This window comes from Ruegeria sp. CDSB013, assembly GCF_059611165.1.
Genome location: NZ_JBXWPA010000004.1, coordinates 1 through 22528, shown reverse-complemented (window position 1 = coordinate 22528; position 22528 = coordinate 1). Strand labels below are relative to the sequence as shown.

Here is a 22528-nt window from a genome sequence, read left to right as displayed (position 1 = left end):
GTTTCACGCCGGAGAGTGACTGCGGTTGCGGGCAATAAGTTGGGTGACGATGACAGGTGATGCCACAGCCAGCGCGATCAGATCAGCAGTCAGGCTGGGCGCTACAAAGATAATCCCAGCGATGGCCATCAGAATGCGTGACGCGATATTCAGCGGGCTCAACCAATACCCGACCACGGCTGCTGACAGGGCAATAACCCCGGCGATGCAACTGGTCGCAGTATAAGTGAACTCCCACAGGTCAAACCCGGTTGAAGACACGAATAGCAGCACCGGCGCATAGACAAAGGCCATGGGCGCGATCACTTTGCCCAATCCAAGGGTAAAGGCAGATAGTCCCGTTCGGAACGGGTTTGAATTGGCAATGGCTGCAGCCGCATAAGCTGAAGTACAGACCGGTGGCGTAATCTCGGATACCACACCGTAATAAAGCACGAACAGATGACTGGCGATGGGTGGCACGCCCAGCTGCGCCAGCGCAGGCTGCGCCACTGACACCAGCATGATATACAGCGCAGTGGTCGGAATGCCGGCGCCCATCAGGATACAGACGACGGCGATGAACACCAATGAGATGAACAATTGTAAGTCTTCCATCACAATGAACTGGAAGCTGCCGAACGAGATCATGTTGTACAGATCCGATGCCAGGTTGCCTGCGCCCTGTGTAACCATGAAACCGATGCGGAACCCGATGCCAGTGGTGTTGATCACGCCCACCACGATACCGACCGCAGCAGCGGCGGCGCCCACGGCCAGCGAGTATTTCACACCCAATTCTACCGCCTGCAGCATCTCGGGCACTTCGATGCGTTTCTGAGGGTTCATAGTTGCGACCACCGTCAATCCGCACAGGATTGTTGTCATGGTCAGATCAAAGCCGCCGTCTGAGAACTTCCACAGTACAAAGCTGAGGAACGCTGCCGCGTAGATCAATGTCGGTGGTTGCCTCAAGCGCGACATGCCCGCGATTACCGCAAGTGATATGCCGCAGAAGGCCGACATGAAGGGCGTGTAACCCGTGAACAGAACCACTAGCAGGCCGATTAGGGGCACTATGTTGGCCCAGCCTTCAGCCCAGACGGCTTTGAGCTGCGGCAGTTGCTCTTTGGTGAGACCTTTGAGATTCAGCTTGCGTGCCATCAGGTGCACGACAGCAAAGACGCCAACATAGTGCAGGAGTGCTGGGAAAATAGCAGCAATAACGATGGTGGTGTAGGGAACCTCAAGAAACTCTGCCATTATAAAGGCAGCGGCACCCATGATCGGCGGAGTGATCTGACCACCGGCCGAAGAAGCCGCTTCGACCCCACCCGCAAAATGGCCGGGGTATCCAAGGCGCTTCATGTTGGGAATTGTCAGCGCGCCGGTTGAAACGGTGTTGGCCACCGAAGAACCCGAGATCGTGCCGAAGAAGGCCGAGGATACCACCGACACTTTTGCCGGACCGCCAGTATAGCGGCCCGCCAAAATTGTAGCGTTATCGATAAAAAGCTGTCCCAATCCTGTGCGCTGCGCGATCACGCCGAACAACACAAAGTGGAAAACGATTGTCGAGACGACCCACAACGTGACGCCGTAGATGCCCTCCTGCGGGAAGTACATCGACGAAACGAAGGTTTTGAAGTTCACGCCAGGATGCTGCAACAATCCGGGGAAATACGGCCCAAGCAAAGCGTATGAGATAAATACGCAGATGATCAGCGGCAGCACCCAACCAAGCGTGCGGCGTGCGATGTCCAGCACCAGCAGGATGATGATCACACCCAAAATCACGTCATAACTGTTGGGGTTACCCATACGGAAGGTCTGTTCCTCAATCCCAAGAAACGGAATGCCGCGCCAGGCGACGCCCACGTACAGCGCCGCGATGATCCCAAGGGCCATGAAGACCAGATCGTAAAGAGGGATGTTGCCGATGCGAAACCGGCTGACCTTTAGCGCGTAAAGGCTTTTGGCCCCGATAATCGGGATCGTCGCGTAGACCAGAATGAACAGCAGTGCCAGATAGATGCCCATGTGCCAGTGATCGGCCGGCAGGCCAAAACCGGCCGTGAAGAATTCGTAAAACGCAAAGATCAGGGCCACAACGCGCAGGACCTTTCCGGTTGACGGCGTAACCTGCCGGACGGCAGCACCCTCGTCGAACTGTTCTTCGATAGCCGCTAATTCTTCGGCTGTGAGTTCGTGGTCATCAAGATTTTTAGTCGTGGACATGATGGCCCCCTGATTTCGCGCATTTCGAGTGTGCGGTGCCCCAAATAGGGGCACCGGACGATGAGTTGAGTTGAGATCAGGTTACTGAAGAAGCCCGGCTTCTTTGTAGAACTTCTCAGCACCCGGATGCAGCGGAACGCCCAGTGCTTCGACACCATCCAGAGCGGTATCAGGGGTGATCTGCTTGCCCTTGGCATGACCGTTATCCAGCAGCTTGCGGGTGTTGTCGTTCCACATCGCCTTGGTCAGCTCATAGACCAGGTCGTCAGACAGGTCCGACGACACAACCAGCATCGCGCTGACCGCAGGGGTCTTGGTTTCGCCGTCGATGCCTTCATAAACGCCACCTGGAATGGCAGAAGGGATATAGGCTGGAATGATCTCGTTGATCTTGCCCAGATCTTCGTCGGAGAAAGAGTGCAGGTTCATACCTTTGGTCGAAGATAGCTGCACCATCGCAGCAACCGGCCAGCCTGCGGCATAGAAATAGGCGTCAAGCTGACCATCGGCCAGACGTTCGGCACTCTGACTGTTGTTCAACTCGGCCTCATCCATGTTGTCACGGTTGACACCCCAAGCATCCAGCATCTGCAAAACGGCTACCTGCGTGCCAGAACCAGCCTGAGCAATACCAACACGCTTGCCTTCCAGGTCACTCAGATCGTTAATCGTCGAGCCGGCCGGAAGCACCAGATGCAGGTCTTCTGGGAACAGATTGGCTACGATGCGCAGTTTGGGATGGGGTTTGCCTTCGAACTTACCTTCACCCAGATACATCGAACGGGTGACGTCGGCTGCAGCCAGCCCGGCCTCAAGTTCTCCATTCTGCACAGCGGCATTGTTGAAGACCGAAGCGGTGGTGGATTGCGCGATCGCGATCAGGCCCGGAACACCGCACTGGCCGCCTTCTTCACACGGGCGCGATCCCGGAGGGGCGGAGATTCCATTTGCAATGGTGCCACCGATGGGGAAATAGGTTCCGCCAGCGCCACCGGTGCCAATACGGAAGAACGTTGGGTCCTGCGCCAGCGCGGGGGCTGCCAGCGCGCCCGCCAATGCAAGACCAGTCAAGCATTTCACAAATTTCATTATCATCTCCCTTGTTGGAATTTCGGTTTTGGTTTTCCCAAACTTCGATCCCACAAGCGTAGAGACAAACTGCATAAATACAAATTTGTTATATTTCACTAAACTAAAGTTTTGCTTATGTTTAAGAATATGAACCTAACTCAGCTAACCGTATTTCGTGAGGTGATGGAGACCGGATCCATCTCTCAAACCGCCAAGAAACTAAATCGCACGCAGCCTGCGATTAGCCTAGCGTTGAAAAACCTTGAAAAGACATTGGGCCTGACGTTGTTCGAACGTAAGGGAAGAAGATTGGTGCCAGTCCCCGAGGCGCACTATCTCTTAGCCGAAACTACGGGTATTTTGGACCGCTTGGCGACAATTTCCAGCACGATGGAAGGACTTATCAAAGGGCATGCCGGAAGCTTGAATATTGCAACGATGCCGGGTCCATCTGCCTTTTTGTTCCCACGTTTCATAAGCCAATCAGTTGGTGAAAACCCCGATATTCGCATCACGCTTTCGACACGCAGTTCACCGCAGATTATGGAGCTTGCGGGGACGCAAAATATCGACTTCGGCTTTGCTGACTTCGAGCATTCAGCCGGCAAAGAACCCCAGTATTCCGCTGAACTTATCCGGGCTGATTGCTTCTGTGCTATTGACTGTGAACATCCTCTTGCGTCGCGCAAGATCCTGAAACTATCGGATCTTGACGGAACGCCAATGGGCGGCCTGCATCCTTCACACCCGTTCCAACGGAAAGTCCGGCAGGAGTTTGAGGACGTTGCCGCCGAGTACAATCAGACTGTTACCTGCCAGTATTTTCTACCTCTTATCCCCTTTGTCAGTTCGGGGCAGTGTTGCAGCATCGTTGACCCGCTAACTGTTGCGACCGAAAAAGAGCTTAATCTATCCAATGGAAAGCTTGTGTTTTTACCTTTCGAGAAACCATTAAGATATGAATACGCTCTCCTCGAACCCGACCACAGGCCACCGTCCCAATTGGCAATACAGATCAAAGCAGGTTGGAAAGCCGAAGTGTTGAGGAAGTTGGAAGCGGTGATGGCAAACCCTCGCGCCACATCGATTGAAGGCACGCGAGGCGAGCAAAGTTGAAGTTTTTTAGCTGGCGTACCCTAAATTCAGCGAGATCGACGGGCGGCTTTGACCAATATGCAGTAACGCGACGAATGGTGGCTCTGGGCCGCGAATTACTCGGGCACGCGATCGCGCGCGAGTGTGTTGGCCCAATGCGGGAAAGTTCCAGTCGCAAGTTCGTTGCATTTTTTGTCGTATAATGCTGACCTTACCGGACAGATGCGTGCAACCTGTGCATGCCGATCCGAAAGGGCATCCAATGGCCGATACTGATCCTGCAAATTTGCACTATGTGACAAACCCGCTGCTGAACAAAGGTACTGCCTTTTCTCTACACGAACGAGAAAAACTTGGATTGCTGGGTCTTCTTCCGCCACACATCGAAACGCTCGAAACCCAGGTTGACCGTGTCTATGCCGCCTTTGAACGTGAGGAGACGCCGCTGGAAAAGCATGTTTATCTGCGCGGCCTACAGGATGACAACGAGGTTCTGTTTTACGCTCTATTGGTGCGGCATCTAACCGAGATGATGCCGATAATTTACACACCCGTTGTGGGCGACGCCTGCAAGAGGTTCAGTGAGATCTACGATCACCCACGCGGATTGATCATTTCGTACCCCGAGCTTGACCGGATTGATGACATACTTGAGAACGCCGTCCTGCCCTCTGTCGAGGCCATAGTCGTCACCGATGGAGAGCGGATTTTGGGTTTGGGCGATCAAGGCGCGGGCGGCATGGGAATTCCGATCGGAAAGCTCTCACTTTATACCGCTGCGGGTGGAATAAGCCCGTCTGTAACGCTTCCGGTGGTACTGGACGTCGGTACCAACAATCAGGAACGGCTGGAAGATCCCCTCTATATCGGCTGGCGGAATGAGCGCGTCAGCGGGGATGAGTACTTTGAATTCGTCGATCTTTTTGTGCAGGCGGTAAAGCGCAAGTGGCCGGATGTGTTGCTGCAGTTCGAGGATTTCGCACAGCAACATGCAGCGCCTCTGCTTGCGCGGTATCGCGATCAGCTCTGTACATTCAATGATGATATTCAGGGCACGGCGGCGGTAACGGCCGGCACCTTGCTGGCTGCCTCAAATGTCACCGGAATTCCGCTAAAGGACGCTACCATCGCGTTTCTTGGAGCGGGATCAGCAGGAGTGGGTATCGCTGAGCAACTGGTTCAGTTCATGATCCGCCAAGGATTACCAGAAAGCGAGGCACGCGCGCGCATCTACATGGTGGACCGGAATGGGTTGTTAACCGATGCGATGACGGACCTTCTGCCGTTCCAAACGCAAATTGTCCAACCTCTCACCAAAGTGGGGAGCTGGTCCGATGGTGAAATTTCACTGCTGGATGTGATTAACAACGCCGAACCCAACATATTGGTGGGTGTCAGCGGTCAGGCAGGCTTGTTCTCTGAAGAGATCATTCGGGCGATGGCAGCTCACACTGATCATCCTGTCGTATTGCCGCTGTCAAACCCGACATCGCGAATTGAGGCCGTGCCTGCGGATATTATCCGCTGGTCAGATGGTCATGCATTGGTCGCCACCGGAAGCCCATTTGATCCTGTTGTCTACAACGGTAAGACGCATCATGTGGCGCAGTGCAACAACTCCTACATTTTCCCCGGTATGGGGTTGGGCGTTCTGGCGGCAAGCGCTTGTCGCGTCACGGACGGAATGTTCATGGCCGCCGCCGAGGCGCTCGCCACGTTGTCACCTGCGAATTCCGATCGCACAGCCAGCTTGCTGCCCGATGTGGGGGACATTCGCGAGGTCAGCAAAGCTATTGCATTTGCCGTTGGTCAACAGGCGCAGTTGGATGGGGTTGCGCCTAAATCCACGGGGGATGACTTGAAAGCGGCAATGGATGCGAAGTTCTGGACCCCGCATTATGAGGAGATTGCCTAAGGCAGGTCAGGTTGGAGTGACCGGAAGGTCACTCATTGCGCATTCAGAACCCACGGCGTCCAAGTAGGGAATGATTCAGCATAGTTCTGAATACGACAGCTACGCCACCTTACGCCTGAGCGGCTTTTGCATCGCAGCACAAAGGGCACCCATCAGCAGGACCGCAGAGGCCACCACAAGGCTATCTCCAATTTCCCCGGTCAAGTCGCCAATGATACCAGCCCCGATAGGTCCCAGCGTCTGTGAAATAGCGAAAACAACTGTGAAAAAGCTTACGGTTGCACCCCAATCCTGCTGATCCACGTTCTGACGGACAAAGCTGGTGACTGCAGTGGGTGGCATAAAGACCGATAGCCCGAACACCAGTGCCGACAAAATCAGCCCATATCCAGATGGAACCAGGATTGGCAGGGCTGATCCAAATGCAACCCCGGTAAGGATCAGCGCCAACGGCGTTCCGGATGAAAAGCGGGCCAAGACCCCGCGCCAAACAAAAGGAGACGCCATAATACTGACCCCAAGAACCATCCATGTTGCCGTAGTCAACAGGACACTGGAATGCTGCTCTTTCATCCAGACAGAGATGAAAGTGACGTAGACAATGTAACCCAATCCGAACAGCGCATACCCCCCGAGTTGGCCAAGCATTTTGCGCACCGGTGGGATGGAAGGAAGCGCGGTGTCGTGTTCGGTTTCGTTCAATTTTGTGGAAGCCCAAACCGAAAATGGGCAAATGACTAGGGCCACCAACCCGACCCCGATCCACGCCCAGTCCCAATTTTGTGGTCCGAATACGTCCAACATACTCGGAAGGGTTGCGCCGCATAACGCGATACCAAATCCGCCGCCACCGCCAAAGTATAAGGCGATGGCCAGCGCATTCTTTCGGGCGCTGCTCTGGAACAGCGATGCTGCCAGCACGCCGCCTGACACAAAGGAAAGAGCGCCAAACAGTCCCACCAAAGTACGACAGGCAGTTTGAAACACGAGGCTTTCATCAAACCCGGTCGTCAAAAGGCACAGTGCGGTCGCCACAGTTCCACTTGCAAACAACCGCGACGGAGAAAAATGCCGGATCAGCAAAAGCGTTAAAATCGAACCCACTATGTAGCCAATCGAATTGGCTGTATTGAGCCAACCGGATTGAGTGAGGCTCCAGCCAAGGCTACTTTTCATGGATGGCAGGATTAGTCCGTATGCAAAGCGACCAAATGCGTTGGATATGCTGACCCCAAGCGCAAGGCCCAGCAATATGAGCCACGGGTTAGTAGGTTTTGCGGTGGCCATGAACATTCTTCCAAGTTGAACGGTCACCGTGCCCCAATGCGCTTGGACGTGCAATCCCAGCTAATCGGCCCCAGCGCATTGCAGCTCTGCTTGGACAATTTAAGATTGTACTATTTTGATGTGAGTTGAAGGGTTGCTTCCGGTCGATCTGTCTGCAGTCTTTGCTTACGTCATATGAGCAAGCCGTCCGCCAATGCGATCCAACCGCCAAAGCTTTAGAGCACGTGCGCGGCACCGCTTTCTTTCGCTGCCATCCGTTTCAACGCCATTCGGTCCAGCTTGCCACCCATGGTCAATGGCAATGCATTAACTACCCGCACCACATCCGGCGCCTTGTATCCGATCTGTTTCCGCGCGAAGTCGACAATATCTCCGGGGCGCACCGGTTTCGCCCCTTCGACCAAGCTCACAAAGCCCCATACATCTTCACCGTGCATCTCATCTCGCACCCCAACCACCACTGCCGCTGCAACGGCGGGGTGCGCTGTCAGTACATCTTCCACCTCCGCGGGGCTGATGTTCGAGCCGTCATGCACGATGATCTGTTTTTGCCGCCCCCGGAACCAGAAATAGTCATACTCATCCCGTCGCATCAAATCGCCAGTATCGAGCCAGCCATCCCGAAACGCTGCCGCTGTCGCACTCGGGTCGTCCCAATACCCCGTCATCATAGTCGGGCTCTTGACCCAGTGCCTGCCGTCCACTCCCACGGGCACCTCCACCCCGGCCTCATCACGAAGCGCCGAGACATACCCTGGATTGTTCAATCCAATGGCACCGACTTTCTCAACTCCTCCATGGGTGTTCGAATGTGACGTCCCCATTTCAGTCATTCCATAAAACGCCCCGATCGGCACACCTGCCAGCACGCCAAATGCGTCGACCAGTGTCTGCGAGGGTTTGTCGCCACCTGCCATCATCGTTCTTAATGAACCAAAGTCTTCGCGCACTGCACCGTGCCCCGTTACCAATGCAGCCAATGGCGCGGGCAATATCTGCGCCACTGTCGGCTTTGTCTGTCGCAGGAGCCCCAGGAGCTCGGCGGGTGAAAACTGCCGCACTACGTTCGTTCTGGCACCGGCCCAAAGCCCTGCAAACGTCAGCCGCAACCCGGCAGTATGGGAAATCCACGACGCCGGAAGCACCACATCCCCAGGTCTCAACCCCAACCCCTGAGCATTGCTTGCCACCATAGCCCCCATGCTGGCATGGCTATGCGTCACGCCCTTCGGCTTGCCCGTGGTCCCGGAAGTAAAAAAATATTAACGCTGGCGCGTCCGCCCCAATTGTCGGCAGTGTCCCCTCAGCCTCACCATCCATCAGGTCCTTCAAGGCGAGTGCCCCGTCCACTTCGCCTGCATAGGAAACCAACCCCAAAGGCAGCCGCCCTATGCCTGGGACTGCGGCCACATCCTTTGCGCGTTCGCCATGCACCAACAGCGCCGCCGGTGTCGCCAACCGCAGCGCATGGTCGATATCCGCGGCTGTGTAGCGATAATTGAGCGGCATCGCCACCAAACCGGCCCGCATGCAGGCCAGATAATGGATCACCAACACCGCCCGGTTCGGCATAATCGAAGCTATTCGGTCCCCCGGATTAAGCCCCAGGCTCAGATACCGAAGCGCCAGCCGCGTACAGGCGGCATCCAGCTCCTGCCAGGTCAAAGCCCCGTCCAAAGCGTAAAGCGCAATCGCCTTGGGATCCGCCGACAATCCCCGGCGAAAAAGGTTCGTCAAATCCGCAGGAGCGGCCAGCGGCGGCCCGGTTACCGGCATGCTTTTCTCTCCAAATCAACCCGCTTCCGAAGGGCCTTCAACTTTCCTCAGTGGACACCCAACGAGCGGAAACCAACCACTCAATCGGTTGGTCGGTGGATCGAGCATACTGCATTGTTATCCACTTCCAATAGGGAGCGGCAGGAACGCCTGCAGAACGCGAATTTGCCCAATCCGTGGTTCGAGTTGCCACCAAAGCCCCCTCAGGTTCAGATTCCTTTCCGTTGATTTGATCGCGCAATGTCATTGGCCAGGTTGGCCGCGCAGACCGATAGTAGAGCTTTTGCGCAAACAGCAGCCACTAATCTAATACAGATTTCCGATTCCAACACCTCTGTGACAGAGCCAATCGCAACTCTCTTGGTTTTGCGAATCCGGCTTTCGTGAATAGGATGTGCCCAGTTCTTTTTGATAAATTGTATTGGAGTAAGGGCATGGCAACAGAGCGCTGGACTGTCGGATCATATCTGGCAAGGAGATTGCAAGAGGCTGGAATTGCGGATTATTTTGTGGTTCCCGGCGATTACAATTTGGTGCTGCTGGATGAGCTGCTTGGCAATCGGGATCTGCGAATGATCAGTTGCTGTAACGAGCTCAACGCAGGCTACGCAGCAGACGGGTATGCCCGCGCAACCGGGGGGCCGTCAGCGGCTGTCGTCACTTATTCGGTAGGAGGGTTGAGCCTTTTGAATGCCGTCGCAGGCGCCTATACCGAAGATCTTCCATTGATCGCGATTTCCGGTGGGCCGAACACAAATTCAGAAGCCGAGTGGGAATACCTGCACCACACGCTTGGCGAAGTTGATTACGATTACCAGCGCGAGATATTCGCCCGCGTCACTGCAGAGGCTGTCACGATTCATCATCCGTCCCTTGCGCCTGTAGCAATCGACAGGGCGATAGACACCGCAATGCTTCGACGCAAACCGGTCTATATCGAAATCGCCTCGAACATTGCGGGTGCACCTACGTCCGCGCCCGTTCCGCGTAGTTTCGCCAGGCAGTCCAGCAGTGATCCGAACACATTAGCGACTGCGGTCGCACAAGTTTCTGAATTCCTGAATGCGGCAAAGCGGCCAGTACTTGTCGCCGGAAGCAAAGTGCGCGCGGGTCAGGCCGAACGCCCCTTGCGAAGCCTTGCCGTGGCCTGCGAATACGCCCAGGCATCAATGCCCAACGCTAAGAGTTTTCTGTCTGAGACAAACGAAAGTTTCATTGGGATTTATTGGGGGCCAGTCAGCACACCGGGCTGTGGGGAAATTGTCGATGCCGCGGACGGGCTGCTGTTTGTTGGGCCTGTTTTCACGGATTACACCACGACGGGTCATCAGCTTGGTTTTGATCCCGGTAAAGCGGTTATGGTGCATCCGACGTCCATACAGCTGGGTGACACACATTTCAGCAATGTCCGCATGGATGAGTTTCTGGATGCGTTGACTGACAAACTTACGCCGAACAGCGGTGCTGTCGCGGCCTTCGAACGTGTCAGAACCGAACAAATCCCGCCCGAGCCTGATGATGCCGAAACACCGGTGACGGTTCGCCAACTATTCGCCCGTGTGCAGAAGATGCTGGATGAGGACAGCACGTTACTCGTGGAGACGGGTGATTCATGGTTCAACGGCATTGAGACCAAACTGCCCGAAGGCACGCGGTTCGAGATACAAATGCAGTATGGATCCATTGGCTGGTCTGTCGGTGCGTCGCTGGGATACGCGTTAGGCAACAGGAGGCGCCGGTTGATCTCATGCATTGGCGACGGTTCGTTCCAACTGACCGCCCAAGAGATTTCGACCATGATCCGGTATGACGCAAAGCCGATTATTTTCCTCATCAACAACGGCGGCTACACCATCGAAGTTCAAATCCACGATGGCCCTTATAATACCATCAAGAATTGGGACTACGCCGGTTTGATTGACGTGTTTAGCGCCGGAGAGGGTAACGCCTGGGGATGCAAGGTGAAAACAGAAGGCGAGTTGGACCTGGCCATCAAAACAGCATTGGACCATGATGGTCTTTGCCTGATCGAGGTTCTGATTGATCGGGACGATTGCAACGTCAACCTGTTGCGGTGGGGCAATCAGGTCGCGCGAAACAACGGCCGACCCAATCGATGCAAATAGAGAGTTACTCGGGAAAAACCGGGCTGTCGGTTGATTGACAAAGTCTGGCGGGCGCAATCCAATCCACAGCGATTATTCCGCCGAACATAGGGGATTAGTCTGCTGAATGGGGCGATGCTCGTCTGGTTTCTTGTAACTAGCGTCAGCGTGGGTTCTGTCATTTGGGATTCGATCAGCAACGGCGTAACAAGTTGGGTACAGCGAACAGCATGGATACTCGTAACGTTATACACCGGTCTGGTCGGCTTGTTTTTCGACTTGCATGTCGTCGTCCATTCCCGGCAAGTCACGACCAGTAGCCGATGACGGGTCTAACGGCTTGGAACGCCAGGTTGCTCTGAGCCGAGAAACGATCGGCTGCCGGAAACGAGAGTGATGGTACGGCCGATAACGAACCGTCTTTTCCCGAATAGCCGCCAACTTGGGCTTTCTGATCGGAAAAGGTGTTGGCGATAACCATGATCTTTCCCAAGCTCAATAATGAGAGGTTCACTCCCGAGACTGGTCTGCGGATTGCCATTCAGGTGCCGAATACCCACGTACAAAAGAACGTGGACGCGGTTCTGGTGGAAAACGCTCTCAGCTACGGTGACTAGGATTGCGTCACCTTCCGGACCCCGATGGTGTCTAACAATTCAGGTCATTGGGATGAGGTCACAACGCTGCAACTGCAGGATGCAGTCGAAGTGCCTTGCGCTGGAGGAGCATCGACAAACCAAACATCCGTTTGCCTTTGCGAAGCGCTATTTCGGGCTGACCACACTTTGGATGCCGAACGGCGTCTAAAGTAATTGCTGGGAATTGTTCCGCTTGTCGATCCGGTTCGCTAAGATGGTGCCCGAGGCAACAAGCAGGAAAACCCGATGCGTAACACAATCTTCTTCCCCTTGGCGGCATTTGTTCTAGGGGTTTTTATGACCACTGAGACTGCAACAGCGGCCTCACTTGGACGATACGAGGTTTTTGCGGTCGAAGAGGGTGACATGCTGAAAATGCGTGCTGGGCCGGGGACAGGCTATATCGTTATCGTTGGGCTTCCGAATGGAACCGCTCTGCGGGTTCACAGTTGCGAACAAACTGGCGGCACGCGTTGGTGCCGAGTGTCGCTTGATCGTGCACGTCAGCTTAAGGGATATGTGTCTTGGGCCTATTTGCGAAAATTGTGATGTGACGATTCCAACGGCCGCCGAATTTTCAGCGCTATGAAAGGTCGGAAAAAGCTATCTTTTCTGTTTGGCTATCCGGCGACTGTTTTTCCTGGCCGCCGTAAGTAACTCAGTTGCTAGATCAGTCGCGACCCTGCCGAAAATATCTGCCTAAAAGGAATTATTGAGTGCGACGCGTATAAACCTGTTTACCAGAGCCGCTTTGAAGACTCCGATTTGGTCCGCTGAACGTGAGTTTGCCAGTTTAAGATTTTCCATGCGTCGCAAATGGCCGGATTGGTCGGCCCCACAGCAGCAATTGTCAGGTAGTCGAAGATCCGGGCAGAGCCGATTTTTCAGAACGAGAGCTGGAACTTGCAAAAAAATCAGACCACCAGAGGTAACTTTAGTTGGCGAAACGGTAAGTTAACTGGTCAAAAGGCCAATTATCCCTGCATTTGACGCCTTGTTTATTGGTCGGAGTGAGAGGATTCGAACCTCCGACCCCTGCCTCCCGAAGGCGAGCTCCCGGGGTGAAAGTAAATAAAATAAGGGCCTTGAATGCCAACCATTGCACTTCAGTGGCAGATAGCGCTGCGATAACGTTGCGGTTTCATTGCGAGCAAACCCGGCCTCTGTCGTATGTTGGCAAGCTCTTGTTTTTCAGTAGGTCATCCAGCACCTTATGCTCAGTGCCAGTTTGGTCTCTGCATTATTGCCCAACTCCAATCCACTTATACACGGTGAAGAGTTTTGCCATGGGTCAGGCCATTCACTTTCTCCAGGATAGCGTCTGCGTCAATGCAGTGGTGGCGATATAGATCGCCGATTGTTCCGGTCTGACCAAAATGCTCGACACCCATTGGGATAGTCTGATGTCCAAGCACTGCCCCGAGCCAGGATAGAGTTGCAGGATGACCATCGATAACAGTGACGAGCTTGCAGTGTGGCGGAAGGTCGGACATCAGTGTTTCGATGTGAGAGCATGCCGCTCGATTGCCGCGCGAACGCGCTCGTTGAGCGGCGGTCCATCCGGCATTCAGGCGATCTGCGGATGTCACGGCCAATACACCTATGTCGCGACGGCCTTCACCAATCATACCGGCAGCCTTGATTGCTTCTGGCGCGACTGCTCCTTGATAGGCGATTACAACTTCGCAATTGGGTCCCGGTTTTCGTAACCAATAGGCCCCATCAATGGCACCTTGGCGGAACTCGTCATCGAAACGTTTGCCGGGCTGTTCAATCGGGTTGGTCGTCAGGCGCAGGTAGACAGCCCCTCCGGTTTCATCGCGCAGCCATGTGCGCTCGTCGGGCTGCCCTTCGCCATCGCGCTGCAGGTAGTCGAAGGCCCATTCCATGATCACCGCCAGTTCATCAGCAAAGGCGGGTTCAAAAGCGGCCAACCCGTCTTGGCTCATCCCGATGAGCGGTGTTCCAACGGATTGGTGTGCTCCACCTTCTGGCGCGAGTGTGACACCCGAAGGTGTGCCAACCAGCATGAAACGCGCGTCCTGATAACAGGCGTAATTTAACGCATCGAGGCCGCGGCTGACAAATGGATCATAGACGGTGCCAATTGGGATCAGCCTCTTACCGAACAGGGAATGCGACAGACCCGCCGCTCCTAGGAGCAACATGAGGTTCATTTCGGCGATGCCAAGCTCGATATGCTGCCCCTCCGGCGTGAATTCCCATTTCGCCGTCGAAGGGATCCGGTGTTCTATGAAGGCGTCGGCTTGCTCGGATCGGGCGAACAGTTTGCGCCGGTTCACCCAAGGACCAAGGCTTGTCGTGCCTGTCACATCCGGAGAGGTTGTCACTATGCGTTCAGCCATTGGGCTGTCGCCTTTTGATAGATCGTCTAGGATCTTGCCAAACGCCATCTGGGTCGAGATTTCGCGACTGGTGTCGATTTCGATTGTCGGCACATCCAATTTGTCATCAAAATAGCGGCGCGGACCTTTGGCAAAAAACGGGGTGCTGGCCAGAAAACCTTTGAATGCGTCTGGATCTTGCACCGTCGCAAGCGGCTCCCATTCCTCGCCTTCTGGCACGCCCATATGCGACTGCCACGCGGCAAACTGACTATTGTTCATCAGCCCGCCGTGATTGTCCTTGTGGCCTGCAATAGGGGTGCCCCATCCTTTTACCGTGTAGGCCAGGAAACATGTCGGGCGATCGTGATCGATGTCGGCAAATGTTTGGGCCATGGTCTCGACGCAGTTGCCGCCCAGGTTTTCCATAAGGGCCGCGAGCTCTGCATCCGTGCGCCGTTCGATCAGAGCGGTCACATCCCCCTGATCCCCCAGATCGTCCATGAGACGCTGCCGCCAATTCGCACCACCCATGAAAGTCAAAGCGGAGTAATCCTGGTTGGGGCAAGCATCAATCCAGTCGCGCAGTCGGTCGCCGCCGGGCTCGTCGAAGGCAGCGCGTTGCAAGACACCATATTTCACGCGAACGACATCCCAGCTGAAAGCATCGAAGATTTTCTCGATCCGTTCAAACAGTCCTTCCCGGACGATACCGTCCAGCGACTGTCGGTTGTAATCGATGATCCACCACGTGTTGCGTAGGTCGTTTTTCCAGCCTTCTTGTAATGCCTCATAGACGTTGCCTTCATCCAGTTCGGCATCGCCTACCAGGGCAACCATACGTCCCATTGGCGCGTCGGACCCCCAGCTTTTGGCCTTGATGTAGTCTTGAATGATCGAGGCAAACGAGGTGATCGCGACACCTAAACCCACCGACCCGGTCGAGAAATCAACATCATCAATATCCTTTGTCCGGCTTGGATAACTTTGCACACCCCCAAATCCGCGGAAATTCTGCATCTTTTCGCGGGTCTGATTACCCATGAGATACTGCATCGCATGAAACACCGGCGAAGCATGAGGTTTGACTGCAACCCGGTCCTCAGGGCGTAAGGCTGAGAAATAGAGCGCGGTCATGATCGATACCATCGAAGCAGACGAAGCCTGATGGCCACCGATCTTGATCCCATCCACCTTTGGTCGGACGTGGTTGGAATGGTGGATCACCCAATGAGACAACCACAGCAGGCGCTGTTCGACGATCTTCAGTTGGGTGGGATCAATGTGCATGGTGGTCTCCGGGTTTAGGCGGCGCTGCGGGCAGGGTAGGGCAAAGCTTGCTCCAGGTCTGCAAGGATATCTTCGACATCCTCCAGCCCGACGGACAGGCGGATTAGGCCATCGCTTATCCCATGCTCGGCCCGTTCTTCGGGCGTATACGTCGAATGAGTCATGGAGGCTGGGTGTTGGATCAGTGTTTCCGCGTCGCCCAACGACACCGCACGCTGGATCATATTCAGGCGGTTCATGAATTCAATTCCACCGGACAGACCGGACTTGATTTCAAACGCTATCATAGCGCCCGGTTCGGACATCTGTCGCTTCGCTACATCGTGCTGTGCGAAGCTCTCAAGACCGGGGAAATAAACCTCACCGACGGCGGGATGTGCTTCGAGGAAACCTGCGACGACTTTGGCGGACGCGCAGTGACGATCCAGACGCAGGTTCAGTGTTTTCAGACCACGCAGGATCAGCATCGCGTTGAAAGGCGCCATTACCGCGCCGGTCATGTCCTTCATCCCAACAAGGCGGATCTCAGCAATCTGTTCGGCGGACCCGACAACCAGACCGGCAACCACATCGCCATGCCCACCGAGGTATTTGGTGGCGGAGTGCAGAACGATATCTGCCCCGTGCTCGATCGGGCGGGTCAAATACGGGCTAGCGTAGGTATTATCGACGACGACCGTTGCACCGACCGAATGCGCAATTTCGGCGCTCGCGGAGATGTCCACCAATCGCATATTCGGATTGGCAGGAGTTTCGAAATAGACAACGCGGGTTTTGTCAGAAACGGTAGCTTTCAGATTCTCAGGGTCTGTCATGTCGACGTGTGTGATCGTGACTCCCCATTTTGCCAAACCGTGACGCATGAAGGCGAAGGTGCAGCCATAGAGCGTTTTGTCCACGATGACTTCGTCACCTGGCGACAGCAGGGTCCAAAGCGCTGCCGTAATCGCCCCCATGCCGCTTGAGAGAGCTAGCCCGGCCTCGGCTCCTTCAAGCACGGCAATACGTTGTTCAAGAAGGTCGCATGTGGGGTTTGAAATACGGCTGTAGATATGACCTTCACGCTCTCCAGCGAACATCTCTCCGCCAGCCTCTGCGGTTTCAAAGGTAAACGTGGACGTCAAATGCAGCGGTGGTGTCAGCGCCCCGTCATTTTCCAGTGGATTATAAGCATGGTGAATGGCGCGGGTGGCAAATCCGGTTGAACGAGTCATTACAAGCTCCTGAATCATGTTGGAGCTAGTTTGCGCCTTAGTTTTGAGTTTATGATTGCAAAGTATGCCAATCCGAGAGTCAATGTTGGCAGATTCTGCTAAGAAAGAAGGTAGAGTGGACGCTAAGGACAGGCAAATCATTCGAGCGCTGCAGCGGGACGGGCGCATGACGAACCAGGATCTTGCTGACGAGGTGAACTTGTCTCCCTCACCGTGTTTGCGCCGGGTCAAAAACCTTGAAGCCAACGGAGTGATAAAGGGATACAGTGCCGACGTTGACGCCGCAGCGTATGGGATGGCCATTACCGTCTTCGTGCGTATCAGGTTGGAGCGACACAATGAAACGGACGTTCAGAACTTCGAAAAGCGGGTTCGGATGATCGATGAAGTTCTTGAATGCCATGTTCTTACCGGGGCAATGGACTACCAGTTGCGGGTTTTGGTATCGGATCTCGAGGCCTACGAGGAATTTATTCGTCACCGAATTCATCCTATCGGTGGGATAGCCTCGATCGATACCAGCTTTGTCTATGGAACGGTAAAAAAGACCGCTGTTTTTCCGCCCGGATAGATGGGCCCAGTTAGAATGACTTGTTGCCAATCGGCTAAACATTTTAGTTAATTGATTTTTTCCCTCCGCAATTTCCCATTCTCACCGTCGCTATATCGGAGACATGCAGCGCGTGCTGTATCACTTCTGAGAGGATAGCGATGACAAATAAACCGTATGGAGACACCCGGATGGCGAAGTATGTCGAACGGAGGGTGCTCGAATTGAAACCTACCAAGAGCCAAGCCGAGATCGCGGCGCAGGTGGGATACGTCAACCCGAACATGATCACGATGATCAAGCAGGGTAGTTCCAAGGTGGCATTGGATCGCGTCCCGGCTTTGGCGAAAGCTCTGGAATGCGACGCTGCCTACCTTATGCGCCTCTCAATTGAGCAGTCGATCGGCCTGACTGCAGCCGAGGCAGTTGTCGAGGTGTTCGGAGAACCTGTCACGTCGAATGAACTTGGCTGGCTGAAAGCAATTCGCAAGGCCTCCAACAACGCCGATCCTCGATTGACCAGCCGGTCAGACACGGCGATCAAGACCATCTTCGGGAAGTAAGTGCCATGTATGACCAGAAAGACGACCTGACATTGAATGAGCGCGCCTGGTTGCGGTTCCTCCGTGACGTGAGCAACGGAAGTGATCCTGAGCCTACCTTACGGAGAGTGCAGCTATTGAGGCGCCTTTGTCGACCTCACAAAGAAAAATGAAATGGGTTTTCGAGATTGCGGCGAGGAATGGCTCGTGAACCCTGCCTCGCCGGGTCCCTCGCTGATTGAACTGAGGTTGCATAAGGTTGACAAAGGTTTACATCCGCTCTCCCGGGATCGACGGAATGTAAACCTTATACCTCTAAAAGCAGCCGATTTCAGGCCAAAAGGTTTACACTAAGTTTACATTAAGTTGACAGATTTCGGCTCAAAACCAGTTTTTCAGACCAAAATGTAAACCTTTGAACCAGAGAAACCCAATAAAACATGGCTCTCTGAAAATAACACATCCGAACCAAGGCCAGAAAAGCGCACAGAGCGACGAAACACAGGCCAGCTAACACCTGACACATAGAAGAAGACGGACACAACTCAGGCCAGCGTAGAGAGCGCCTGAGCTAAAACCTCATAGAGAGCAAACACACAGGTCTAGGCCAGCAAAGCTATTGAGCTACTCCGGAGACGAAATACCGACGATTGCACATAGAGCGGTAATAGATGCACCTAGAGAGCGACCGATAGAGAGAATGCGTGTAAGAGATGAGCATGTGCCTAGAGGAAAGAGATGCGCGTGTGTAGAGGGGTAATCGTAGGAGGGAGTGCTCAGCGGCGGCACCCAATTTGCGCTTGTGTTTACCAGACCTCTTATATGCTCCGTTGCTTCTATGCACTCATTGGAGAGCCGGTAACTTGCGGTGCAGCGTAAAGAAGGCAGTGCTTCGATTGTATGTGCTGTTATTCCTTTGGAAGATCCTATTGCGACTTCAAGAGAGCAGCTTCATTGAACCCTTGAGGCGTCGTTCCGCATCTTTTGCAATCGCCATGAGTCTTTCCTGTCGAGTTGGCTCACTAACAGCGTCGCTAACTGGTATGGGCCTGCTCTCGACAGGGCGATCCGACTTTTCATTGTTCGACCGGCTTGGAACGTTTTTCGGTGTATGCGGATTCTTAGATTTTGCCATTGCCCCTAACTCCTAGCCTTAACGAAAACAGACCGATGATTGTTTTCTGGCAACCGCCCGGAGATCAACGCCAGCACCACAGGCGCGTCGCCCCTTCGCACCAGTGACGCAGTCGTATAACTTGCAGTTCGTTACGCCCAACTGGGCGGCTCAAAAAAACTGCTCGGGGGCCTGGAGTTGGACAAACTGTCAGTCATGCAAGCTTTTCGCCGTATCGTTGAACGCGGTAGCTTTGCCCGTGCGGCGGAAGACCTTGGTGTTTCTCCTGCGCTTCTCAGCAGAGAAATCAAGCTTCTGGAAGAAAGTCTGGGAACCGTCCTCCTCACCAGAACGACCCGATCCATGTCACTGACTGACACCGGCAGTCTTTATTACGAAGATGCAATTGGAATTCTCGACGCGGTCGAAAAAACGGAACAGACCATCAGGGAAGGTTCCAAAGCGATGCGTGGGCACCTTCGGGTGAATGCGTCAAGTTCCTTCGGCCAAACCGTTATCGCACCGATGCTTCCAGAGTTCTTGGAAACTTATCCAGATCTGCGATTTACTCTTTCGATGGACGACAAGGTGATCGATATGGTCGAGGGCGGCTTCGATCTATCGATACGTATCCGCGCTGCCATGCCGGATTCGGCACTTGTTGCCCGACGGATCGGCGTGATGCGGCAAAGAATATTTGCGTCTCCCGACTATTTGGAGCGATGTGGGACGCCGACCCAGCCGGCGGATCTGAAAACCCACGCAATCATCGGCTTTTTGCTTGCTGATCATTTGACGAGTTGGAAGCTCTCGGCCGCCGACGGCGTCACATCATTGGAACTTGATCCGCGTGTGAGGGTTGGCAACAGCCTCGTTTTGCGGGATCTGCTGATAGCGGGGCAGGGTATTGGAACTCTGCCCGAGTTCGTTTCTGATGCTCCTGAAGCCAGCGGGGCCTTGGTGAGAGTTCTTCCTGACCACGAATTGCCCGCGCCAGAAGTATTCGCCGTTACAGCATCTCGCTTGGGAATGGACGCAAAGGTTACAGCCTTTCTTGATCATCTGCGTCTGGCTCTCAGGTCCTGACATTATTCAATACAGGTAAAGAGTGATGTCAAAGAGCGTGACTTAATTGGCGGCGCCACAAATTCCATTCTCTCAGGGAACAAGTCACAGCCCTGAGAGGTATCCTATGTCACGTATTCTCGTTCTCTATTATTCAAGCTATGGCCACGTCCGCACATTGGCCGATGCCGAAGCTGAAGGCGCCAGAAGTGTTCCCGGCACCAAAGTTGACGTTCGGCGTGTGCCCGAAACTGTCCCTGAGGAAGTCCGCCAGCAGGCTGGCTATGTCGTGGATGATACGCCTGCCGCCTTGCCGACAGATCTGGAAAACTATGATGCAATCATCATTGGAACACCGACCCGATTTGGAATGATGGCTGGCCAAATGAAGTCCTTCCTTGACCAGGCCGGAGGGCTTTGGGCCAGGAATGCACTGGTTGGTAAGGTCGGAGCGGTCTTTGCATCAACAGGTTCGCAACATGGCGGGCACGAGGCGACCCTTCTGACAACGCAAGTCCCTCTTCAACACTTTGGGATGCTGATTGCCGGAATGCCCTACACATTTGCTGGCCAGACTGCATCAGAAGATATCATTGGCGGCGCACCATATGGTGCCGGAACGATCGCCGGCGCTGATGGTTCCCGCACACCTACCGAAACTGACCTTGCCGGAGCGCGGTTCCAGGGCGCTCATGTTGCAAGGATTGCAGCGTGCCTCGCTGGATCAAACCTGCAAGCGGAAGCAGCTTAATCCGAGCGCCTCTGGCGTCTCACTCAAATTCTCAAACGCCTCAGCCGGGAGACATACTATGTCACGCTCAACCGATATTCTTCTTACTTCCCTCGCCCCAGCGGTATGGGGAAGCACTTATCTGGTAACTACGGAAGCGCTCCCGGCTGGCTATCCGATTACCCTGGCTGCGTTACGAGCTCTGCCGGCTGGCTTGTTATTGCTTGCAGTGACGCGCTGCGTTCCACCACGCGATTGGCTCGGTCGAACTTTCGTCTTAGGCAGCCTCAATTTCGCTCTGTTCTGGGTGCTCCTCTTCGTTGCTGCGTATAGGTTACCCGGTGGTGTGGCCGCCACCCTAGGATCGTTGCAAGCAATGATCGTGATTTTGATGGCGTGGGGATGGCTGGGAACCCCAATACGACTTGGTGCACTCGGTGCCGCCGCGACTGGCGTGATGGGTGTGTCTCTGCTGCTGATCGGACCAGAAGCACAACTTGATTGGATCGGTATAGCAGCGGGATTGGGAGGAGCCGCGTCAATGGCTGCTGGCACTGTTCTCAGTCGGAAATGGCAACCTCCGGTCTCGGCGCTTAGTTTCACTGCGTGGCAATTAACAGCCGGTGGTTTGATACTGCTGCCAGTCGCTCTGTTTCTTGAGCCGCCTCTACCTGCGCTCAGCGCGACAAATGTCGCCGGTCTGATTTGGCTTGGGTTGATTGGTGCTGCAGCAACCTATGCTCTTTGGTTTCGTGGGATAACGCGCCTTGAACCTAGTTCAGTTTCGATGCTTGGCATGATGAGTCCTTTGACTGCCGTCGTGCTCGGCTGGGCATACCTGGGACAAACGCTTAGCATCACTCAGTCTGTAGGAGCAGCCATAGTTATCGGTTCTGTTGTGGTTGGCCAGAGCGTGAGTCGAAGGGACAATTCGGGTTTGAAAAAATGGAGACCTGCACCAGCTGGGTCTGTTTGATGGGTTTGAGTCGCAAACAATGGGCCCGATCACGCAAGTGGGCGAGGAATGGCTCAGCGCCTCGCTCAAGCCCGTTCGCCAGAACCCAACAATATCGAAGTCCTAGGTTTTCCAACGTATGATAAAGGGGATGGTTTCTGGTGCCGCAGCGTCGCGGTGGTTGGATCCTCCCATAAACGCGCTATGCCAAATTTTGGGTTGTCTGGGTTCTCTAGCGCACATCATAAAGATCAAGATAACTCTTTCTGAGTGCCACATTGTCAACGAAATCAGAAGTGCTGCCGGAGTACAGAGGCGACCGCTTCGGTGTTTCCTCTTGTCGTCCCCATCGAAGCGCGGTTGCAACTGCCCATTTCCGGATGAAGTGCACTTTTGAACGGTCGCCGCCCGGTAATAATATCTCGACCAAAGCCTTCCCGCACCGCAGCAAACACGAAAAGCCTGATCAGAAAGGCGTTTGCGCCGTGTTCAGATCATCGCATTCTGCGTCAGCGACAGGTTGTCTTTTAACAGAATGGGCGGAAAGCGGTTCTCTGATCGCGGTATTGTCAAGGGCGTTGGATTTGTTGTCCGCCGGGGTCTTGGTTCTCTCCGAAGT

18 protein-coding genes are annotated in these 22528 nt (G+C 54.5%); 10 read left to right on the top strand and 8 right to left on the bottom strand.

Features of this window, described 5'->3' with window-relative positions; genetic code table 11:
* Window positions 1-3: 3 nt before the first annotated feature.
* Together AC2FJF_RS08490 and AC2FJF_RS08485 are read right to left on the bottom strand one after the other, a co-directional pair.
* Window positions 4-2217 carry a TRAP transporter permease gene (locus tag AC2FJF_RS08490; RefSeq protein ID WP_496724627.1) on the bottom strand — a complete coding sequence of 738 codons (2214 nt, stop codon included), beginning with the start codon at window positions 2215-2217 and terminating at the stop codon, window positions 4-6.
* An 81-nt stretch (window positions 2218-2298) separates the two neighbouring features.
* Window positions 2299-3306: a TAXI family TRAP transporter solute-binding subunit gene (locus AC2FJF_RS08485; protein WP_113788396.1), complete on the bottom strand. Its 1008-nt coding sequence runs from the start codon at window positions 3304-3306 to the stop codon at window positions 2299-2301.
* A 129-nt stretch (window positions 3307-3435) separates the two neighbouring features.
* On the opposite strand from AC2FJF_RS08485, the gene AC2FJF_RS08480 reads away from it, so the two are divergent.
* Together AC2FJF_RS08480 and AC2FJF_RS08475 are read left to right on the top strand one after the other, a co-directional pair.
* On the top strand, window positions 3436-4404 hold the full coding sequence (locus tag AC2FJF_RS08480; protein WP_496724624.1) for a LysR family transcriptional regulator: 969 nt from the start codon (window positions 3436-3438) through the stop codon (window positions 4402-4404).
* 241 nt (window positions 4405-4645) lie between these two features.
* Complete coding sequence (locus AC2FJF_RS08475) at window positions 4646-6298, top strand: NAD-dependent malic enzyme (RefSeq protein ID WP_496724622.1); 1653 nt, start codon at window positions 4646-4648, stop codon at window positions 6296-6298.
* A 99-nt stretch (window positions 6299-6397) separates the two neighbouring features.
* Here AC2FJF_RS08475 and AC2FJF_RS08470 read toward each other — a convergent pair whose 3' ends face one another.
* The 3 genes from AC2FJF_RS08470 to AC2FJF_RS08460 all read right to left on the bottom strand — a co-directional run bounded on the left by AC2FJF_RS08470 (window position 6398) and on the right by AC2FJF_RS08460 (window position 9361).
* Window positions 6398-7585: a YbfB/YjiJ family MFS transporter gene (locus tag AC2FJF_RS08470; RefSeq protein ID WP_496724620.1), complete on the bottom strand. Its 1188-nt coding sequence runs from the start codon at window positions 7583-7585 to the stop codon at window positions 6398-6400.
* A 215-nt stretch (window positions 7586-7800) separates the two neighbouring features.
* On the bottom strand, window positions 7801-8787 hold the full coding sequence (locus AC2FJF_RS08465) for a class I adenylate-forming enzyme family protein (RefSeq protein WP_496725208.1): 987 nt from the start codon (window positions 8785-8787) through the stop codon (window positions 7801-7803).
* A 10-nt stretch (window positions 8788-8797) separates the two neighbouring features.
* Window positions 8798-9361, bottom strand: a complete 564-nt coding sequence (locus AC2FJF_RS08460) for an AMP-binding protein (protein WP_496724618.1) — start codon at window positions 9359-9361, stop codon at window positions 8798-8800.
* 434 nt (window positions 9362-9795) lie between these two features.
* Between AC2FJF_RS08460 and AC2FJF_RS08455 the strand changes: the two genes are divergently transcribed.
* The gene (locus AC2FJF_RS08455; RefSeq protein ID WP_496724616.1) at window positions 9796-11487 is read left to right on the top strand and encodes a thiamine pyrophosphate-binding protein; all 1692 of its coding nucleotides are present in this window, start codon (window positions 9796-9798) and stop codon (window positions 11485-11487) included.
* A 286-nt stretch (window positions 11488-11773) separates the two neighbouring features.
* On the opposite strand, the gene AC2FJF_RS08450 is transcribed toward AC2FJF_RS08455, so the two are convergent.
* Window positions 11774-11947, bottom strand: coding sequence for a hypothetical protein (locus AC2FJF_RS08450; protein WP_496724614.1), 174 nt, complete (start codon window positions 11945-11947; stop codon window positions 11774-11776).
* Between AC2FJF_RS08450 and AC2FJF_RS08445 the strand changes: the two genes are divergently transcribed.
* On the top strand, window positions 11946-12083 hold the full coding sequence (locus tag AC2FJF_RS08445; protein WP_496724612.1) for a hypothetical protein: 138 nt from the start codon (window positions 11946-11948) through the stop codon (window positions 12081-12083). The genes AC2FJF_RS08450 and AC2FJF_RS08445 overlap by 2 nt on opposite strands.
* Window positions 12084-12401: 318 nt before the next feature.
* Entirely contained in the window at window positions 12402-12653 is a 252-nt protein-coding gene (locus AC2FJF_RS08440) for an SH3 domain-containing protein (RefSeq protein WP_496725206.1), read from the top strand.
* A gap of 713 nt (window positions 12654-13366) precedes the next feature.
* Here the strand turns inward: AC2FJF_RS08440 and AC2FJF_RS08435 are convergent.
* Together AC2FJF_RS08435 and AC2FJF_RS08430 are read right to left on the bottom strand one after the other, a co-directional pair.
* Complete coding sequence (locus AC2FJF_RS08435; protein ID WP_496724610.1) at window positions 13367-15739, bottom strand: thiamine pyrophosphate-binding protein; 2373 nt, start codon at window positions 15737-15739, stop codon at window positions 13367-13369.
* A 14-nt stretch (window positions 15740-15753) separates the two neighbouring features.
* Window positions 15754-16953, bottom strand: a complete 1200-nt coding sequence (locus tag AC2FJF_RS08430; protein ID WP_496724608.1) for a methionine gamma-lyase — start codon at window positions 16951-16953, stop codon at window positions 15754-15756.
* 82 nt (window positions 16954-17035) lie between these two features.
* Here AC2FJF_RS08430 and AC2FJF_RS08425 point away from each other — a divergent pair, with 82 nt between their 5' ends.
* The 5 genes from AC2FJF_RS08425 (at window position 17036) to AC2FJF_RS08405 (ending at window position 21930) form a co-directional block, all read left to right on the top strand.
* The gene (locus tag AC2FJF_RS08425; protein ID WP_496724606.1) at window positions 17036-17524 is read left to right on the top strand and encodes an Lrp/AsnC family transcriptional regulator; all 489 of its coding nucleotides are present in this window, start codon (window positions 17036-17038) and stop codon (window positions 17522-17524) included.
* A 170-nt stretch (window positions 17525-17694) separates the two neighbouring features.
* Entirely contained in the window at window positions 17695-18066 is a 372-nt protein-coding gene (locus AC2FJF_RS08420; protein WP_496724604.1) for a helix-turn-helix domain-containing protein, read from the top strand.
* Window positions 18067-19375: 1309 nt separating this feature from the next.
* Window positions 19376-20245, top strand: coding sequence for a LysR family transcriptional regulator (locus tag AC2FJF_RS08415; protein ID WP_496724602.1), 870 nt, complete (start codon window positions 19376-19378; stop codon window positions 20243-20245).
* Between the two features lie 106 nt (window positions 20246-20351).
* Window positions 20352-20975: an NAD(P)H:quinone oxidoreductase gene (wrbA, locus tag AC2FJF_RS08410; protein ID WP_496724600.1), complete on the top strand. Its 624-nt coding sequence runs from the start codon at window positions 20352-20354 to the stop codon at window positions 20973-20975.
* 58 nt (window positions 20976-21033) lie between these two features.
* Window positions 21034-21930 (top strand): EamA family transporter, encoded by an 897-nt coding sequence (locus AC2FJF_RS08405; RefSeq protein WP_496724598.1) that lies wholly within the window; start codon window positions 21034-21036, stop codon window positions 21928-21930.
* Window positions 21931-22528 lie beyond the last annotated feature (598 nt).

Excerpts from the sequence above, each read along its gene's own strand:
- AC2FJF_RS08455 (WP_496724616.1), top strand. The coding sequence starts at position 9,796 with ATGGCAACAGAGCGCTGGACTGTCGGATCATATCTGGCAAGGAGATTG.
- AC2FJF_RS08460 (WP_496724618.1), bottom strand. The coding sequence starts at position 9,361 with ATGCCGGTAACCGGGCCGCCGCTGGCCGCTCCTGCGGATTTGACGAAC.
- AC2FJF_RS08415 (WP_496724602.1), top strand. The coding sequence starts at position 19,376 with ATGCAAGCTTTTCGCCGTATCGTTGAACGCGGTAGCTTTGCCCGTGCG.
- AC2FJF_RS08445 (WP_496724612.1), top strand. The coding sequence starts at position 11,946 with ATGATCTTTCCCAAGCTCAATAATGAGAGGTTCACTCCCGAGACTGGT.
- AC2FJF_RS08440 (WP_496725206.1), top strand. The coding sequence starts at position 12,402 with ATGACCACTGAGACTGCAACAGCGGCCTCACTTGGACGATACGAGGTT.
- AC2FJF_RS08450 (WP_496724614.1), bottom strand. The coding sequence starts at position 11,947 with ATGGTTATCGCCAACACCTTTTCCGATCAGAAAGCCCAAGTTGGCGGC.
- AC2FJF_RS08485 (WP_113788396.1), bottom strand. The coding sequence starts at position 3,306 with ATGAAATTTGTGAAATGCTTGACTGGTCTTGCATTGGCGGGCGCGCTG.
- AC2FJF_RS08405 (WP_496724598.1), top strand. The coding sequence starts at position 21,034 with ATGTCACGCTCAACCGATATTCTTCTTACTTCCCTCGCCCCAGCGGTA.
- AC2FJF_RS08465 (WP_496725208.1), bottom strand. The coding sequence starts at position 8,787 with ATGGGGGCTATGGTGGCAAGCAATGCTCAGGGGTTGGGGTTGAGACCT.
- AC2FJF_RS08480 (WP_496724624.1), top strand. The coding sequence starts at position 3,436 with ATGAACCTAACTCAGCTAACCGTATTTCGTGAGGTGATGGAGACCGGA.
- AC2FJF_RS08425 (WP_496724606.1), top strand. The coding sequence starts at position 17,036 with ATGTTGGCAGATTCTGCTAAGAAAGAAGGTAGAGTGGACGCTAAGGAC.
- AC2FJF_RS08470 (WP_496724620.1), bottom strand. The coding sequence starts at position 7,585 with ATGGCCACCGCAAAACCTACTAACCCGTGGCTCATATTGCTGGGCCTT.
- wrbA (WP_496724600.1), top strand. The coding sequence starts at position 20,352 with ATGTCACGTATTCTCGTTCTCTATTATTCAAGCTATGGCCACGTCCGC.
- AC2FJF_RS08420 (WP_496724604.1), top strand. The coding sequence starts at position 17,695 with ATGGCGAAGTATGTCGAACGGAGGGTGCTCGAATTGAAACCTACCAAG.
- AC2FJF_RS08490 (WP_496724627.1), bottom strand. The coding sequence starts at position 2,217 with ATGTCCACGACTAAAAATCTTGATGACCACGAACTCACAGCCGAAGAA.
- AC2FJF_RS08430 (WP_496724608.1), bottom strand. The coding sequence starts at position 16,953 with ATGACTCGTTCAACCGGATTTGCCACCCGCGCCATTCACCATGCTTAT.
- AC2FJF_RS08475 (WP_496724622.1), top strand. The coding sequence starts at position 4,646 with ATGGCCGATACTGATCCTGCAAATTTGCACTATGTGACAAACCCGCTG.
- AC2FJF_RS08435 (WP_496724610.1), bottom strand. The coding sequence starts at position 15,739 with ATGCACATTGATCCCACCCAACTGAAGATCGTCGAACAGCGCCTGCTG.